The organism is Sphingomonas hankyongi (genome assembly GCF_023516575.1).
Taxonomy (GTDB): Bacteria; Pseudomonadota; Alphaproteobacteria; order Sphingomonadales; family Sphingomonadaceae; genus Sphingomicrobium; species Sphingomicrobium hankyongi.
Map to the genome: position 1 here is coordinate 153907 of NZ_JAMGBE010000004.1, position 14838 is coordinate 168744.

Below are 14838 nucleotides of genomic sequence, written 5' to 3' on the forward strand. Positions count from 1 at the left end.
GCGGTGGGTCCTACTGGCCGCTGGGCAGGCCGGGCGCGCCGACGGTGCCGATATTGCCGAACAGATCCTCGAAGAAGCCGCGCTGCCGCCCGAGGGTCGGCGTCTTGCGCGAGCTTGGATCCAGCCCGGCGACATATTCCTTGCCCGACTTCTGGATGGCGGCGACGTTGCCCGCCTGGTCGAACTTCACGAGCAACACGGTTTGCTCCCGCACGCGCGGATTGCGGAAGGCGATCTGCTTCGTATCGCGCGACAGATAATACCAGTCGTTGGCGTTGAACTGCCCGGTGAAGGTCGGGCGGCCGAGAAGCTTTTCGACGGACGTCTTGTTGTCGATTCCCGGCTGAATGCTTGCGGCGAGCTGGGGATCGACGACCGCGCCCTTGTGCGCGAGCACACCCGTGCAGCCGCCAACGGTCGCCGCCGCGCAAAGCGCCAGGGAAATTCTGACCAAGCGGGTGTTCATGCGTCTTCGAACCTTTGTCGATCGTGAAAGCCTAGTCGGCTCGGGCTTGCAGCTCAGCGGACCAGCCTCAATATGCTGGGCCTCCGCAGGGGCGCAAGCCTCTGAATCTTTCGAGGCGTTCGACCGTCCCTATGCTCAGGCACCTGTTCCCCGGATTAACGCGCGACCGGAGCCGCGGAGCGACCTTGATCGCCGAGCTGATCAAAATTGCGCGGCAGCCTCGCTGGTATGTCGAGGGGCAAGTTCCGGACACGATCGATGGGCGCTTCCGCATGCTCGCTACCGTTACCGCCCTGACGATGGTGCGCCTCGACCAGCTTGGGCCCGAGGGAGAGGCGATCTCCGCCCGCCTGACCGAGCGGTTCGTCGAGCTGATGGAGACGGAGCATCGGGAGATGGGCCTTGGCGACCCGACCCTCGGCAAGAGGATCCGCCAGCTGGTCGGCGCGCTGGGCAAGCGCGTTGGCCTGTGGCGCGGCGTCTCAGAGGGTCCCGGTGAATGGAACAGCGCGACGGCCGAAAGCGTCTATTCGGGCGATCATCCGCTGCGGGGCGTGGCGTTCACGGCGGGCGCGCTCAAAGATTTCTGGTCGAGGCTTGGCCTGCTGACTCTCGATCAGATCGAAAATGGGGGGCTGCAATGACCGACTCGTTCGCCCACGCGCTGCGCCTCGACCAGATCCGCGACGGCGACCGGCTCGACCTCAATGCCGACGAGGCCGAGCGGCGCGTGATCGCCAAGCGCCTGGGACTTCCATCGCTGCAATGCCTGGAGGCGCATGCGGCCTTGTCCCGCACTGGCGGCGATATCGTGCGCGTTCAGGGCCGGCTCCAGGCTGCGCTCGATCAGGCCTGCGTCGTCACCGGCGAGCCTGTGCCGGCACATGTCGACGAGCATTTCGACCTGCTTTTCATGCCCGAGCCGCAAGGCGACAGCACTGAAGAAGAGATCGAGCTCGGGTCAGCCGACTGCGATATTGTTTTCCACGACGGCGCGGCAATCGACCTCGGCGGCGCGATCGCCGATACGCTGGCGCTCAGCCTCGACCCCTATCCGCGCAGCGCCGGAGCCGACGCCGCCCTGAAGGAGGCTGGGATCATGACCGAGGATCAGGCCAGTCCGTTCGCCGTGCTCGCGCAGCTCAAGCGAAGCGGCAACGACAAATCCTAGAAGGGGACGTCGTCGTCCAGGTCCGTGTCGAAGGCTGCAGGCTGCGGCCGCGACTGAGGCCGCGACGAACCGCCGCCACCGCCGCCGAAATCGTCATAATCCTCGCCGAAAGCGCTGCGGCCGCCGCCGGCCCCTTCGCGGCTATCGAGGAGGACGAGCTCCCCACGGAAGCGCTGCAGGACGATCTCCGTCGTGTAGCGGTCGTTGCCCGACTGGTCCTGCCACTTGCGGGTCTGTATCTGGCCTTCGAGATAGACCTTGCTGCCTTTGCGCAAATAGCTCTTTGCGACCCGGCCGAGGTTCTCGTTGAAGATGACGACGTTGTGCCACTCGGTCCGCTCCTGGCGGTTGCCGTCGCGGTCCTTCCACTGCTCGGACGTGGCGACTCGCATGTTCACCACCTCGCCGCCGTTGTTGAGTGACCGCGCCTCAGGGTCCGCGCCCAGGTTGCCGACCAGGATCACCTTGTTCACGCCCGCCATCGTCCACTCTCCTTCGCTTGAGAGTAGCTATAGACCTAGCGACACCGCCGTCCAGTAGGTCAGTCCCGCAGCGCAATAAGCGAGGACGAACAGATAGGAGACCATGAACAGCGGCCATTTCCAGCCGTTGGTTTCGCGGCGCGTGACCGCGATCGTGGAGATGCACTGCGGCGCGAACACGAACCAGGCGAGGAATGCGAGCGCGGTCGCAAGGGACCAGCGTCCCTGAAGCCGGTCCTCGAGCTTGGTCGCGGCCGCGGTCTCGTCGGAAGAATCGATCGAGTAAACGGTGGCGATGGCGCTGACCGCGACCTCGCGCGCGGCCATCGCGGGAAGCAATGCCAGCGCGATGTCGTGATTGAAGCCGATCGGACGGACAACGACCTCAATCCCGCTGGCGATCTTGCCCGCTATCGAAGCGTCGACCTGGCTCTCGCCGGGCCGCGCCTGGGGGAAGCTCGCCAGGGCCCAGAGCAGGATGGTGGTCCCGAGAATGATCGTGCCAGCGCGCTTCAGGAATATCTCGACGCGGGTGAGAAGGCCGATCGCCACGTCCTTGGCCGCCGGCCACTGATACTTCGGCAGCTCCATCATGAAACCGCCGCCGCCACCCTTGAGGACCCCGCGGCGGAGGACGAACGCGGCAAGCAGCGCGCCCGCGATCCCAGTCACGTAGAGGCCAAACATCACCAGGCCCTGCAGGCCGACGCCCCAGGCCAGGCGCGTGTTCGGGATGAAGGCGGCGATAATCAGCGTATAGACGGGCAACCGCGCCGAGCAGGTCATCAGCGGCGCTACGAGAATGGTGGTCAGCCGGTCCTTCGGGTCGTCGATGGTACGTGTCGCCATGATCCCAGGCACCGCGCAGGCGAAGCTCGACAGCAAAGGGATGAAAGCGCGACCTGACAGTCCGACCCCATGCATCACCCGATCCATGAGGAACGCGGCGCGCACCATGTAGCCGGTGCCTTCCAGCAGGAGGATGAAGAAGAACAGGATCAGGATCTGCGGCAGGAAGGTGATGACCGCTCCGACGCCAGCGATTGCCCCGTCGACGACCATCGAGCGAAGCAGGCTGGAAGGGATGATTTGCGCCGCGAGGCCGGACAGCGCGGCCACGCCGCTTTCGATCCATGCCACGGGCGTTTCGCTCCACGCGAAAACGGCCTGGAACATCACGAACATGATCGCAGCGAGGATCACCGGCCCCATGATCGGGTGAAGCAGCACCGAATCGAGGCGATGGGTCCAGCGGCGCACGGGCGTTTCGCGGATGACAGCGGCGGCCGCGATCTCGCGAGCGCGCCGCTGCAGGTGGATGATGTCAGCCTTCACCGACTCGTGAACGCCGCAGCGGGGAGCGGCGAGCATATCGTCGAGAGCGCCCTGCAGCTCGGAAATGCCGCGCCGGCGGACCGCCACCGTCTCGACCACGGGAACGCCGAGCTCACGCTCGAGGACGCTCGGATCGAGCTCCAGGCCGTCACGCTTCGCGAGGTCGACCATGTTGAGCGCGACGATCGTCGGCAGCCCAAGCTCGATCAACTGCAGCGCGAACCTTAGATGGTTGTCGAGATTGGATGCGTCGAGGACGATGACCAGGGCGTCCGGCTGTCGCTCGCCTTTCTGCTGGCCGAGAAGCACGTCGCGGGTGACGGCCTCATCCGGGCTCGCCGGCTCCAGGCTGTAGGCGCCGGGCAGGTCGACCAGCTCCAGCGGCCGCCCGTCCGCCAGCTGGAGGCGCCCGGATTTTCGCTCCACCGTCACGCCGGGATAATTCCCAACCTTCTGGCGAGCGCCGGTGAGCGCGTTGAACAAGGCGCTTTTGCCGGCATTCGGGCTGCCGGCCACGGCGACGAGCGGGAGCGGGTTCACTTGACGGTCGGGACGACCCGGACGGCGCCGGCGTGCTTGCGTCGGATGGCGACCGTCATTCGGCCGACCCGCACGGCCAGCGGATCGCGACCGAACGGTCCCAGATGCAAGGTCTCGACCGTGACGCCTTCATCGAAGCCGAAATGACGCAGCCGGCTCGATTCGGCCGAGTCCAGTGCCTGCCAATCTATGGCGGCGACCACAGCGCGCGCTCCCAGCTCAAGCTGGTCGAGCGATATGCTGTCCGGTTGGAAGGGTGCGTTCATTCTTGCGACTGATTATCATTAACCGCAGCCGCAGGGAAGCGTCTAGCGCGGTGGGTAGCGCAGCCTCCCCAGGAATCGCGAGACGCTGACCCGGCGATCGGAGGATCCGCGCCACTGGGCCTTCCACTTTTCGAACGTCATGACGTCATCGATGCGCCGGTCGAGGAAGGCCGCGGTTTCAGCCCAGCCTTCGCTTTGATCGTCGAGCCAGACGAGCAACGTCGAGCCGTAGACCGCCCCGAGCGTCATGCGCTTCGTATAGTGATTGAAGTCGGTGCTGGTGTCGCCGGCGAGACGCCACATCAGATCCGCCGTCTGCCACGACGTACGCAGCGCTTGGGCCACGTTTTGCGGCATGGCAAGAATGGCCAGTCCCCGCCGGACCGCCTCACGCGCCGGCCCCATGATCTCGAGCCGGTGCCATATGAGCGCCCGGATCCTTTCGCGAATCTTCATGCCCGCGAGGCGCTTCTGGGTAAAAGAGGCTTCCAGCGCGCGGTCGACCTCCTGGATATAGGCATCGATCATGTCGGACTGGCTCTTCGGCATGGCCAGCCGCGCCTGCAGCGGGTCGACGCCGAGTTGCGCCGCGGCGGAGTCGACTGCCGCCTTGGTCCATCCATCGAACACGGCATTCTCCCCGACCGCGAGGGCGAGCTTGCGCCGCAACCGTTCGAGAGGACTCGGACCTTCCACGCGGCTCAACTGGGCTGCTCCTGCGGGACTGGCAAGCCCCGCTCGGGCAAGCGCACCAGCACGAGCGCCGCGCCGATCGCGATCGCGCCCACCCAATCAAGCGGCGAGAGGGTCTCGCCATAAGCCATCCAGCCGACGAAGGCCGATATCGCGGGCTGGCTCAACAAGGTGAGGCCGACCACCAGCGGCGAGAGGCTGCCGATCGCATAGACGAGCAGGCCCTGGCCGAAGACCTGACTGCTCAGCGCGAGCAAGAGAACCGGAGTCCAGTGGGGCGGCATGATCTGCTCACCGAGCAGCAGGGAAAAGGGCAGGAGCATCGCTGCGCCGAAAGCACTGGCGATGAACAACAGGGGCATCGCCGACAGCATTCCTCGGGCCCGCTGAACCGCCACGAGATAGCCGGTGTAAAGCAGGCCGGCGATCAGGGCGAGCGCATCGCCGCGGACATTGCGGGCGGACAATTCGGCGCTGCTTCCCATCAAAAGGCCGGCCCCGACTGCCGCCAGGATCAGCGCGCCGCCCTGCCGCTGCGACGGCCAGCGGCGCGCCTGCCACAAGCCCCAGGCCGCGAAGCCGAAGCTCGACGCATTGCCGAACAAGGTCGCATTGCCGAGCTTGGTCATGTGGATCCCGGTGTGCCAGGCGGCGAGATCGGCGGCGAAGAAAAATCCCGCGAGCGCAACCAGCATGCCGAGGCGATGCCCCGGCCAATGCGCCGGCCGCCCCGAGACGCTCGAGAGGACGAACAGAAAGGGGAGCGCAAGGAACAGCCGCCAGAATCCGGCGGCGACCGGTCCAACCTCCGAGAGCCGAACCATCCAGGGCCCGACGGCCAAAGCGGTACTTCCGACCAGCAGTGCCGGGAATGCGAAACGATGATGTTCGGGCTTGTTGCTCACTGGCCGCGCCTAGGGGCTTTAAGCCGGGGGCGGAAGCCCGTCTCCGCATGCTCGTCAATAAGGCTGGCTTATGATGCCCCTCGCTGAACTGCGATTGATTGGTCGCGGATCGAAACTAACTTCGCCAGCCAATTCGAGGCAATCAGGAACACCCACATGGCCAGCCTGTTCGATCCGCTCGAGCTCGGAGCGCTCCATCTTCCCAACCGCATCGTCATGGCGCCTCTCACCCGTGCCCGCGCCGGGCGCGACGCGGTGCCGACCCCGATCATGGCCGAATATTATGCACAGCGCGCGAGCGCCGGCCTGATCATTTCCGAAGCAACCGGAATCACCCGCGAAGGGCTCGGCTGGCCCAATGCTCCGGGCCTTTGGAACCAAGCGCAGGTCGAAGGCTGGAAGCCCGTCGTCGCGGCGGTCCACGAAGCCGGCGGCCACATGGTCGCCCAGCTATGGCACATGGGACGGCTGGTCCATCCCGACCTCGGCGAGACCCAGCCGGTCTCTTCGTCGCCGATCACCGCCCCCGGCGACGCCCACACTTACGAGGGCAAGAAGCCCTATGTGGAGCCGAGAGCAGCGACTGCCGCGGACATCGACCGGATCGTGAAAGATTATGCGCGGGCGGCTCGCAACGCCGTTTCCGCAGGGTTCGACGGAGTCCAGATCCATGGCGCCAACGGCTATCTGGTCGATCAATTCCTGCGCAACGGCGCGAACAACCGCGCCGACAATTACGGCGGGTGGATCGACAATCGTCTGCGCTTCATGACCGAGGTGCTGGAGGCAGTCGGCGCCGAAATCGGCATGAGCCGGGTCGGGATCCGATTTTCCCCCAATATCCTCGTCCAGGGCGTCGAAGACACGAACCCGCTGTCGCTGTTCACGGCGGTGGCCGCGCGGCTCGAGGAGCTGAAAGTGCCATGGATAGAGCTTCGCGAAGCACACCGGCCGACGAGCGCGGGCGCAGTGCCGACAGAGCCTGTGAGCCAGGCCATGCGTCCCATCTATTCCGGCAGGATCCTGCTCAACAGCGACTACGACGGACCGACCGCGCGTGCGCGGATGGCGGAAGGCATCGCCGACGGCATTGCCTTCGGCCGGCCGTTCATCTCCAATCCCGACCTGGTGCACCGCATTGCGGCCGGCGCGCCGCTCGCGCCCGGCGACAGCGCGACTTTCTACTCCGGCGGTGCGGAGGGATATGTCGACTATCCCGTTTTCGAAGAGGCGCGGGCCGCTTAAGGGCCGTACTGCTCCCGAAGCTCGTACAGCGCCAGCGCCGCGCGCGCTGCGTCACCGCCCTTGTCGCCCTGGCCCGGGTCGGCGCGCACGATCGCCTGGGCTTCATCCTCGACGGTCAGGATTCCGTTGCCGATCGCGAATCCCTGGAGCGTGAGGTCCAGCAGGCCGCGCGCGCTTTCCGACGAGACGACTTCGAAATGATAGGTCTCCCCGCGGATGACGACGCCGAGCGCGACGAAGGCGCAGAAACGCCCGCTGCGGGCCGCAAGCGCGATCGCGCCGGGCAGCTCGAGCGCGCCGGGCACCGTCAGCGTCTCATGCTTGTGCCCGGCCTTCTCGATCGCAGCTCTCGCGCCTGCGAGCAGCATTTCATTGAGGTGCGGATAGAAGCGAGCTTCGGTGAGCAGGATCGTTGCCATCGCGTCAGGCGTCCTGCTCAATCGCGCGCTCTTCGACGATCGCCAGTCCATAGCCGGACAGTGCGATCGGCGAGTGGTGCGTGTTGGTGAGCAGGATCATGTCGTGGATTCCGAGCGCGGCGAGGATCTGCGCACCGACGCCATAGCCGCGCACGGCGTCGCCAGCCTCCGCAGGCTTTCCGGCGCGCAAGTCGATCGATCGCGAGAGCGAACCCGGCGCCGCCGCATGCAGCGCGACGACCACGCCCGAGCCTTGCTCCTCGATCGCGCGCATCGCGCCCTGCAGCAGCCCCGATCTCGAGCCCGCTTCCCCGAGCACGTCGGCGAACAGGTCGAGGCTGTGCATCCGCACAAGCACCGGAGCGGAAGGGTCGAGGGTGCCGTGAACCAGCGCCAGCTGTTCCTCGCCGGTTGTCCGGTCCCGGAACACCTGCGCCTGCCACTGCAGCCCACTCTGCGCGTTGAACGGGCTGACCGAGACGCGCTCGACCAGGTGATCCTTCTTGAGCCGGTAGGCGATGAGATCCCGGATGGTGCCGATCTTCAGCCCATGGGCGCGCGCGAAGTCCATGAGATCGTCGAGCCGCGCCATGGTGCCATCCTCGCGCATGATCTCGCAGATCACGCCGCTCGGATTAAGGCCTGCAAGGCGCGCGACGTCCACAGCCGCCTCGGTATGCCCGGCCCGGACGAGAACGCCTCCGGGCTTGGCCACCAGGGGAAAGACATGGCCGGGGGACACCAGAGCGTCCGGGCCGTTTGCCGCGTCGATTGCGACTGCGATGGTGCGCGCGCGATCCGCGGCGCTGATTCCGGTGGAGATTCCTTCCCTGGCCTCGATCGAGACCGTGAAAGCGGTTTCGTTGCGGCTGCGATTGGTGCGCGCCATCGGCTCTAGGCCAAGGCTGTCGGCGCGATCCTTGGTCATCGCCAGGCAAATCAGCCCCCGCCCATGCCGGGCCATGAAATTGACCGCGTCCGGCGTCGCCATCTGAGCCGGAATCACGAGATCGCCTTCATTCTCGCGGTCGTCGTCGTCGACGAGGATGAACATCCGGCCGTTGCGCGCCTCGTTGATGATGGTCTCGGTGCCGACGAGGACTTCCGTCGTTCCGCGGTGGATCAGTTTCTCCAGCCTCGTCAGGGTATCGGCGGTCGGGTTCCAGTCCTCGCTCCCAAGCTTGCGCAGCGAATTGGGATGGAGCCCTGCGGCCCGGGCAAGCCCGGCGCGGCTGATCTCGCCGGTGGCGATGATCGCGTTCAGCTGTTCCATGAGAGTCGTGCTCATGGGCGCGCCATTTATCACATCATAATGTGATTGTAAGGAGGAACAGCGATGTTCCTATTGTGCGCGGGCGGTGAGCATCCGATCGAGATAGCGGGCCAGCACGTCAACCTCGACATTAAGTTGTTGTCCGGGCGCGATTTGTCCCAAGGTCGTCTGCCGCGCGGTGTGGGGGATGACGTTCACGGAGAAGTGGGTCGTGCCATCCTCGGCTTCACGCACTTCGTTGACCGTCAGCGACACGCCGTCGAGACTGATCGAGCCCTTCGAGGCGATCATCGGCCCTAAAGCGCGCGGCACGCTGAGGCCCACGCGCAGCGAATCGCCTTCCGGGCAAGTCCCAATGACGGTGGCCACCGCATCCACGTGGCCGGTGACGATATGGCCGCCCAGCTCGTCCCCGAGGCGCAGCGACCGTTCGAGATTCAATGGCGCGCCTTCGCGCCACAGGCCGGACGCCGTCCGTGAAACCGTCTCGGCCGACACATCGACGGCAAACCAGTCGTCGCCCTTGTCGACGACCGTGAGGCAAACCCCGGAGCAGGCGATCGACGCCCCGAGATCGACCGTCGCCAAGTCGTAGCCGGTGGCGATAGTCAGCCTCAGGTCGCCGCGCTGCTCCACGCTGCGCACGCTGCCGACGTCGGTGACGATCCCGGTGAACATGCCGCCGCCTAGCTCTCCCGCACCCGCTCGTAAACTTCGAGGCGGTCGACGCCGAGCCTCTGCTCATCGACCAGGCGCCAGCGGCCGTGCGCGTCGGCGATCGCGTCGAGGCCGACATAACCGAACGAGGACTTGCCCTCGCCGACGATGATCGGCGCGCGATAGATGAGGATGCGGTCCACCAGATCTTCCCCGAGGAAGGCGGTTGCGGTGGCCGACCCGCCTTCGACCAGCAGGTCGTTGACGTCATGAAGTCCGTGGACATCCTGCGGAGATCGAAGGGTTTTCCATCCGTCCACAGCCTCCCCGCGAGTCAGCAGCGCGCGCTTGGGCGAACGTTCTTCCAGCCCGGGCAGGCGAACGTCGAGTCGCGGTCGATCCGCCATAAAGGTGCCGCGCCCGACCAGGATCATGTCGCTCTTCGCCCGCTCCAGGTGGACATGGCGGCGCGCATCCTCGCCGGTGATCCACTGGCTCTCGCCCGAGGGCAGGGCGATCTTGCCGTCGATCGACAAGGCGAGCTTCAACGAGATCCTCGGGCGGCCGAGCTGCAGGCGGGTGAGCCAGCCGGCGAGAGATTCCTTCGCCTCCTGGCGGCAGACGCCCAGGGTCACTTCTATGCCGGCACGGCGCAGGCGACGGATCCCCTTGCCGGCCGTGCGGGGATCGGGATCGCGCAATCCGATCACGACCCGTTCCGGTTGCGCCTCGAGCAGCAGATCCGTGCACGCCGGCCCTCTTTGGCTCGCATGCGCGCAGGGCTCGAGGGTTACGTAGACGGTCGCGCCCATCGCCCTTACGCCTGCCTGGCGGAGCGCAACCGCTTCGGCATGAGGCCGCCCCCCGGACGCCGTAGCCCCGCGCCCGACCACGCGCTCGTTCGGCGAGACGATCACGCAGCCGACGTTCGGATTGGGTGCGGAGCGGCCGCGCGCCTGATCGCCCAAGGCGACCGCGTCGGCCATCCAGCGCCGATCAGGCGTTACATCCCCAGCTTTTTCTCGAGCGCCTGGAATTGCCGTTGCTTTTCTTTTTCGAAGGCTTCCTTTTCCGCCTGATCCTTTTTCTGGTCGGCGATGATCTCCGCATCGGTGCGGTTTTCCGACCAGCTGTCAACGTAGATGATCTGCGGTGACGGGCCGGTACCAATCTTCGCGTCGACGATGAACTCGATGACGATGATCGTGGTGACGAGCAACGCTAGCGCCGCGCCGATCACCTGCTCACGGCTGCGCTGGCGCATGAAGGCGCGAAGATCGCGAAAAGCGACGCTGGGACTGGACGGTCGCGGAAACCAGGACATGCGCGGAAGATAGGGCGTCGCGACGCCCTTCACCAGCCCGCTACCGCCTCGCCGCGGCCTCCAGCCGCCTGACGGCGCGCTCCTTGCCCATGCGCGCAACCAGGCCCGCCATCTCCGGACCGCTGTCGCGGCCGGTCAGCGCGAGACGGAGCGGATGGAACAGTTCGCGCCCCTTCTTGCCGGAGGATTCCTTGAGCTCGGCCGTGAGCTGCTTCCACGGCTCGCCAGCCCAGTCGACACTTTCGGTGACCGTCGCGGCCTCCTTCAGCAGCAACCGCTCGTCATGGCTCAGAGCCGGCGGGTCGATCTCACCGCGAAGCACATCGAACCAGGCCGGGAAGTCCGCGAGTCGCTCCAGATTCGGCCGGAGAAGAAGCCAATCCTCCTCGCTTGCGCTTTCCGGAAGACGATCGGCGACCGCGCCATAATCGAGCTGGTGCAGCAGGCGCGCATTGATCAGCTCAACGTCGTGAGGATCGAAATGCGCAGGGGCCCGCCCGAACGTCGCGAAGTCGAAGCCTTCGGCAAGTTCGTCGAGGCCGAGCGCCGGCTCGACCGGCTGCGACGTGCCGATGCGGGCCAGCACCGCCAACAGCGCAAGCGGCTCGACGCCTTCCTCCCTGAGGTGCGGCGCGCCGTAGGAGCCGAGCCTTTTCGACAATTTCCCTTCGGCCGCCACCAGCAGGGCCTCGTGCGCGAATTCGGGCGGCTTCGCGCCGAGCGCCTCGAACATCTGGATCTGGGCGGCACTGTTCGACACATGGTCCTCGCCGCGAACGATATGCGTGATTCCGAGGTCGACGTCGTCGATGACGCTGGGCAGCAGGTAAAGCCAGCTTCCATCCTCACGGCGAACGACGGGGTCGCTGAGCAGCTTCGGATCGAAGCGCTGCGCGCCGCGGATCAGGTCGGTCCACTCGATTGGAGCTTCATGGTCGAGCTTGAAGCGCCAATGCGGCGAGCGCCCCTCGGGAACTGCCGCATCCGCCGGCTTGCGCTCGTAGACGGGCGGCAGCCCCCTCCCGAGCAGGATCTTGCGCCGAAGCTCTAGCTCCTCGGGCGTCTCATAGCACGCGTACACCCTGCCGGCGGACTTGAGACGCTCGAACTCCCGCTCGTAAAGTTCGAACCGCTCGGACTGGCGGACGCAATCGTCCCAGCCCAGGCCCATCCACTGCAAGTCGTCGCGGATCGCCTCGTCGAACTCCCGCGTCGAGCGCTCGCGGTCCGTGTCGTCGATGCGCAGGATGAAGCGGCCGCCATGCTTGCGCGCGAACAGGAAATTGTGGAGCGCGGTGCGGATGTTGCCGACATGGAGACGGCCTGTCGGGGAAGGCGCGAAGCGCGTGACGACGGTCATTTCGGTGCTTTCGCCTGCGGGCCGGTGTGGAAGAAGTTGCTGATCGGGTAGCGGCGGTCGCGACCGAAATTGCGGCTGCCGATCTTGACGCCGGGCGGCGCCTGCCGCCGCTTATATTCGGCCTTGAGCAGCTTGCTTTCGATGTCGGCGACCAGCGCGGGGTCGGCCCCGGTCGCGTTCGCGACTTCCGTGACCGACATTTCCTTGTCCACCAGCCCTTCCAACATCCGGTCGAGAACCGAATAAGGCGGCAGGCTGTCCTCGTCCTTCTGGTCAGGGCGCAGCTCGGCGCTCGGCGGCTTGGTGATGACGCGCGCCGGCATGACCGGTCCGTCGGGGCCGAGCGCGCCTTCCGGCTTGTTCTCGTTCCTCCAGCGCGACAGCGCGAACACCGTCGTCTTGTAAGCGTCCTTCAGCACCGAATATCCGCCAGCCATGTCGCCGTAGAGCGTCGCATAACCGACGCTCATCTCGCTCTTGTTGCCGGTGGTGAGCAACATCTGACCGCCTGAGTTCGACAGAGCCATCAAGGCGACCATGCGCAGGCGGGCCTGGACGTTCTCGGCCGCCAGGCCGCTCATCTGAGGCAGCATCGCGTCGACCGCGCCGACGGCCGGCGAGATGGTTACGACGTCATGGCGGCAGCCCAGCAGGCGCGCACACTCGCGCGCGTCTTCGAGGCTTTCGCCGCTCGTATATTTCGAGGGCAGCATCACGCCCCAGACCTTGTCCGGCCCCAGCGCGTCTACAGCGACTGCCGCGGAGAGCGCGCTGTCGATCCCGCCGGACAGGCCGAGGATCACGCCGGGGAACCCGTTGCGCTCCACATAGTCGCGAAGCCCGACCATCATCGCCAGATAGACGTCCTTGGGAAAGGCATCGAGCTCGTGCGTCTCCCGCGTCATGCACCGCCACCCTGCCGACGTTCGCTCCCAGTCCGTGATGAGCAACGCTTCTTCCCAGTCGCACAGCTGGACGACGCGTTCGCCGTCCGGATGAAGGACGAAGGACGATCCGTCGAACACGAGCTCGTCCTGCCCGCCGACACGATTGAGATAGGCAATCGGCAGGCCGGTCTGCAGGACGCGGCTGCGCACCAGCCGATAGCGAATGTCGTCCTTGTCGAGCTCATAGGGCGAGCCATTCGGCACAAGAAGGATCTCGGCGCCCGATTCGGCGAGGTGCGCGCAAACCTGCTCCTGCCAGATGTCCTCGCAGATCGGCACGCCGATCTTCACGCCCTTGAACTCGATCGGCTCGGGCAGCGGGCCCGGCGCGAACACGCGCTTTTCGTCGAACGTCCCGTAGTTCGGCAGCTCGCGCTTGAGCGTCGTCGCGATCACCTTGCCGCCGTCGGCGAGGACCATCGCATTATAATCGAGCCCGTCTTCGTGAACGATCGTGCCGATCAGCATTGCCGGGCCCGGTTCCGTCGTGGCCGCGACAAGCTCGTCGGTGCATTCGTGGACCCGGCGCACGAACTCCGGCTTCAGGACAAGGTCCTCGGGCGGATAGCCCGTAACCTGCAGCTCCGGGAGAAGGAGCAAGTCGGCGCCCGCCGCCTCGCGCCGCATCTCCAGCATCGCCCGCGCATTGCCTTCCAGGTCGCCGACGCGCTGGTTCATCTGGGCAAAGGCGATCCTCAAGCGATCCGTCATGCGCGCGATTTAGCGCTCCGCCCCGCTTCGGCAACCTTTGCGGAACGGCGACCGCCTCGCTAAAGCCCGCTCAGCCGCTGGGGAAACGACACATGAAATTGCTTGCGGGCAACAGCAACCTTCCGCTGGTCCGATCGATATCCGACTATCTCGAAGTGCCGCTCACCGATGCGAGCGTCCGCCGCTTCGCCGACGAGGAAGTGTTCGTCGAGATCAACGAAAACGTGCGCGGCGAGGATGTTTTCGTCATCCAGTCGACCAGCTACCCGGCCAACGACAACCTCATGGAGCTGCTGATCTGCATCGACGCGCTGCGGCGAGCGTCGGCCAAGCGGATCACTGCGGTTCTCCCATATTTCGGCTACGCGCGCCAGGACCGGAAGCCGGGCCCGCGAACGCCGATCTCGGCCAAGCTGGTGGCCAATTTGATCACCACCGCAGGCGCCAATCGCGTGCTTTCGATCGACCTCCATGCGGGCCAGATCCAGGGCTTCTTCGATATCCCGACCGACAATCTTTTTGCTTCGCCGGTGATCGCGACGGACATCCACGCCCGGCTGGGGAATCGTCAGCTCATGGTGGTTTCGCCCGACGTCGGGGGCGTCGTGCGCGCGCGCGGCCTCGCCAAGCGACTCAACAACGCGCCACTCGCAATCGTCGACAAGCGGCGCGAGAAAGCGGGCGAGTCCGAGGTCATGAACATCATCGGCGACGTCGAAGGACGCAGCTGCGTGCTCATCGACGACATCGTCGATTCGGCCGGCACCTTGTGCAACGCCGCCGCCGCGCTGAAGCAGCAGGGCGCCGTCGAAGTGTTCGCTTATTGCACGCACGGCGTCCTCTCGGGCGGCGCGGCCACCCGCGTCGCCAAGTCGGAGCTCACGGAGCTGGTCGTCACCGACACCATCTGGAGCGGGGAGGCCGACCCCAAGGACAGCAAGATCCGCCGCCTCAGCGTCGCTCCCCTGCTTGCCGAGGCGATCCGCCGGATCGCCGACGAAAGCTCGGTGTCGAGCCTGTTCGACTGACCGACGGGACGGGCTG

Annotated in this window: 17 protein-coding genes; 4 read left to right on the forward strand and 13 right to left on the reverse strand. The window is 66.0% G+C overall.

Features of this window, described 5'->3' with window-relative positions:
* Positions 1–10: 10 nt before the first annotated feature.
* A complete protein-coding gene (locus LZ538_RS12505) occupies positions 11–466 on the reverse strand; it encodes an outer membrane protein assembly factor BamE (protein ID WP_249832356.1) in 456 nt (151 codons plus the stop codon).
* A gap of 185 nt (positions 467–651) precedes the next feature.
* On the opposite strand from LZ538_RS12505, the gene LZ538_RS12510 reads away from it, so the two are divergent.
* Together LZ538_RS12510 and LZ538_RS12515 are read left to right on the forward strand one after the other, a co-directional pair.
* Positions 652–1110 carry a ubiquinol-cytochrome C chaperone family protein gene (locus LZ538_RS12510; RefSeq protein ID WP_249832357.1) on the forward strand — a complete coding sequence of 153 codons (459 nt, stop codon included), beginning with the start codon at positions 652–654 and terminating at the stop codon, positions 1108–1110.
* The gene (locus LZ538_RS12515; RefSeq protein WP_249832358.1) at positions 1107–1637 is read left to right on the forward strand and encodes a YceD family protein; all 531 of its coding nucleotides are present in this window, start codon (positions 1107–1109) and stop codon (positions 1635–1637) included. Before LZ538_RS12510 ends, LZ538_RS12515 begins: the two co-directional genes overlap by 4 nt.
* On the opposite strand, the gene ssb is transcribed toward LZ538_RS12515, so the two are convergent.
* Genes ssb through LZ538_RS12540 form a run of 5 tightly spaced genes read right to left on the reverse strand, consistent with a single transcriptional unit; the run spans position 1634 to position 5858 of the window.
* Positions 1634–2119, reverse strand: a complete 486-nt coding sequence (gene ssb, locus LZ538_RS12520; protein ID WP_249832359.1) for a single-stranded DNA-binding protein — start codon at positions 2117–2119, stop codon at positions 1634–1636. The genes LZ538_RS12515 and ssb overlap by 4 nt on opposite strands.
* 27 nt (positions 2120–2146) lie before the next feature.
* Positions 2147–3994 carry a ferrous iron transporter B gene (gene feoB / locus LZ538_RS12525; RefSeq protein WP_249832360.1) on the reverse strand — a complete coding sequence of 616 codons (1848 nt, stop codon included), beginning with the start codon at positions 3992–3994 and terminating at the stop codon, positions 2147–2149.
* On the reverse strand, positions 3991–4260 hold the full coding sequence (locus tag LZ538_RS12530) for a FeoA family protein (RefSeq protein ID WP_249832361.1): 270 nt from the start codon (positions 4258–4260) through the stop codon (positions 3991–3993). The genes feoB and LZ538_RS12530 overlap by 4 nt, the downstream gene beginning before the upstream one ends.
* Before the next feature lie 42 nt (positions 4261–4302).
* Complete coding sequence (locus LZ538_RS12535) at positions 4303–4956, reverse strand: COQ9 family protein (protein WP_347402775.1); 654 nt, start codon at positions 4954–4956, stop codon at positions 4303–4305.
* A gap of 5 nt (positions 4957–4961) precedes the next feature.
* A complete protein-coding gene (locus tag LZ538_RS12540; RefSeq protein ID WP_249832363.1) occupies positions 4962–5858 on the reverse strand; it encodes a DMT family transporter in 897 nt (298 codons plus the stop codon).
* A 156-nt stretch (positions 5859–6014) separates the two neighbouring features.
* Between LZ538_RS12540 and LZ538_RS12545 the strand changes: the two genes are divergently transcribed.
* Positions 6015–7103 carry an alkene reductase gene (locus tag LZ538_RS12545; protein ID WP_249832364.1) on the forward strand — a complete coding sequence of 363 codons (1089 nt, stop codon included), beginning with the start codon at positions 6015–6017 and terminating at the stop codon, positions 7101–7103.
* Here LZ538_RS12545 and ribH read toward each other — a convergent pair.
* From ribH to LZ538_RS12580, 7 genes are read right to left on the reverse strand one after another with little or no spacing between them, the layout of a single operon-like run.
* On the reverse strand, positions 7100–7522 hold the full coding sequence (gene ribH, locus LZ538_RS12550; RefSeq protein ID WP_249832480.1) for a 6,7-dimethyl-8-ribityllumazine synthase: 423 nt from the start codon (positions 7520–7522) through the stop codon (positions 7100–7102). The two genes, LZ538_RS12545 and ribH, sit on opposite strands and share 4 nt — an antisense overlap.
* Before the next feature lie 4 nt (positions 7523–7526).
* Positions 7527–8810, reverse strand: a complete 1284-nt coding sequence (gene ribB, locus LZ538_RS12555; protein ID WP_249832365.1) for a 3,4-dihydroxy-2-butanone-4-phosphate synthase — start codon at positions 8808–8810, stop codon at positions 7527–7529.
* Between the two features lie 54 nt (positions 8811–8864).
* Complete coding sequence (locus LZ538_RS12560; protein ID WP_249832366.1) at positions 8865–9473, reverse strand: riboflavin synthase; 609 nt, start codon at positions 9471–9473, stop codon at positions 8865–8867.
* A gap of 8 nt (positions 9474–9481) precedes the next feature.
* Entirely contained in the window at positions 9482–10438 is a 957-nt protein-coding gene (gene ribD, locus LZ538_RS12565; protein WP_249832367.1) for a bifunctional diaminohydroxyphosphoribosylaminopyrimidine deaminase/5-amino-6-(5-phosphoribosylamino)uracil reductase RibD, read from the reverse strand.
* 17 nt (positions 10439–10455) lie between these two features.
* The gene (locus tag LZ538_RS12570; RefSeq protein ID WP_249832368.1) at positions 10456–10809 is read right to left on the reverse strand and encodes a phage portal protein; all 354 of its coding nucleotides are present in this window, start codon (positions 10807–10809) and stop codon (positions 10456–10458) included.
* Positions 10810–10816: 7 nt separating this feature from the next.
* Entirely contained in the window at positions 10817–12136 is a 1320-nt protein-coding gene (gene gltX, locus LZ538_RS12575) for a glutamate--tRNA ligase (protein ID WP_249832369.1), read from the reverse strand.
* On the reverse strand, positions 12133–13794 hold the full coding sequence (locus LZ538_RS12580; protein ID WP_249832370.1) for an NAD+ synthase: 1662 nt from the start codon (positions 13792–13794) through the stop codon (positions 12133–12135). The genes gltX and LZ538_RS12580 overlap by 4 nt, the downstream gene beginning before the upstream one ends.
* 92 nt (positions 13795–13886) lie before the next feature.
* Between LZ538_RS12580 and LZ538_RS12585 the strand changes: the two genes are divergently transcribed.
* Positions 13887–14822, forward strand: a complete 936-nt coding sequence (locus tag LZ538_RS12585) for a ribose-phosphate pyrophosphokinase (protein ID WP_249832371.1) — start codon at positions 13887–13889, stop codon at positions 14820–14822.
* The last annotated feature ends 16 nt before the right edge of the window (positions 14823–14838 follow it).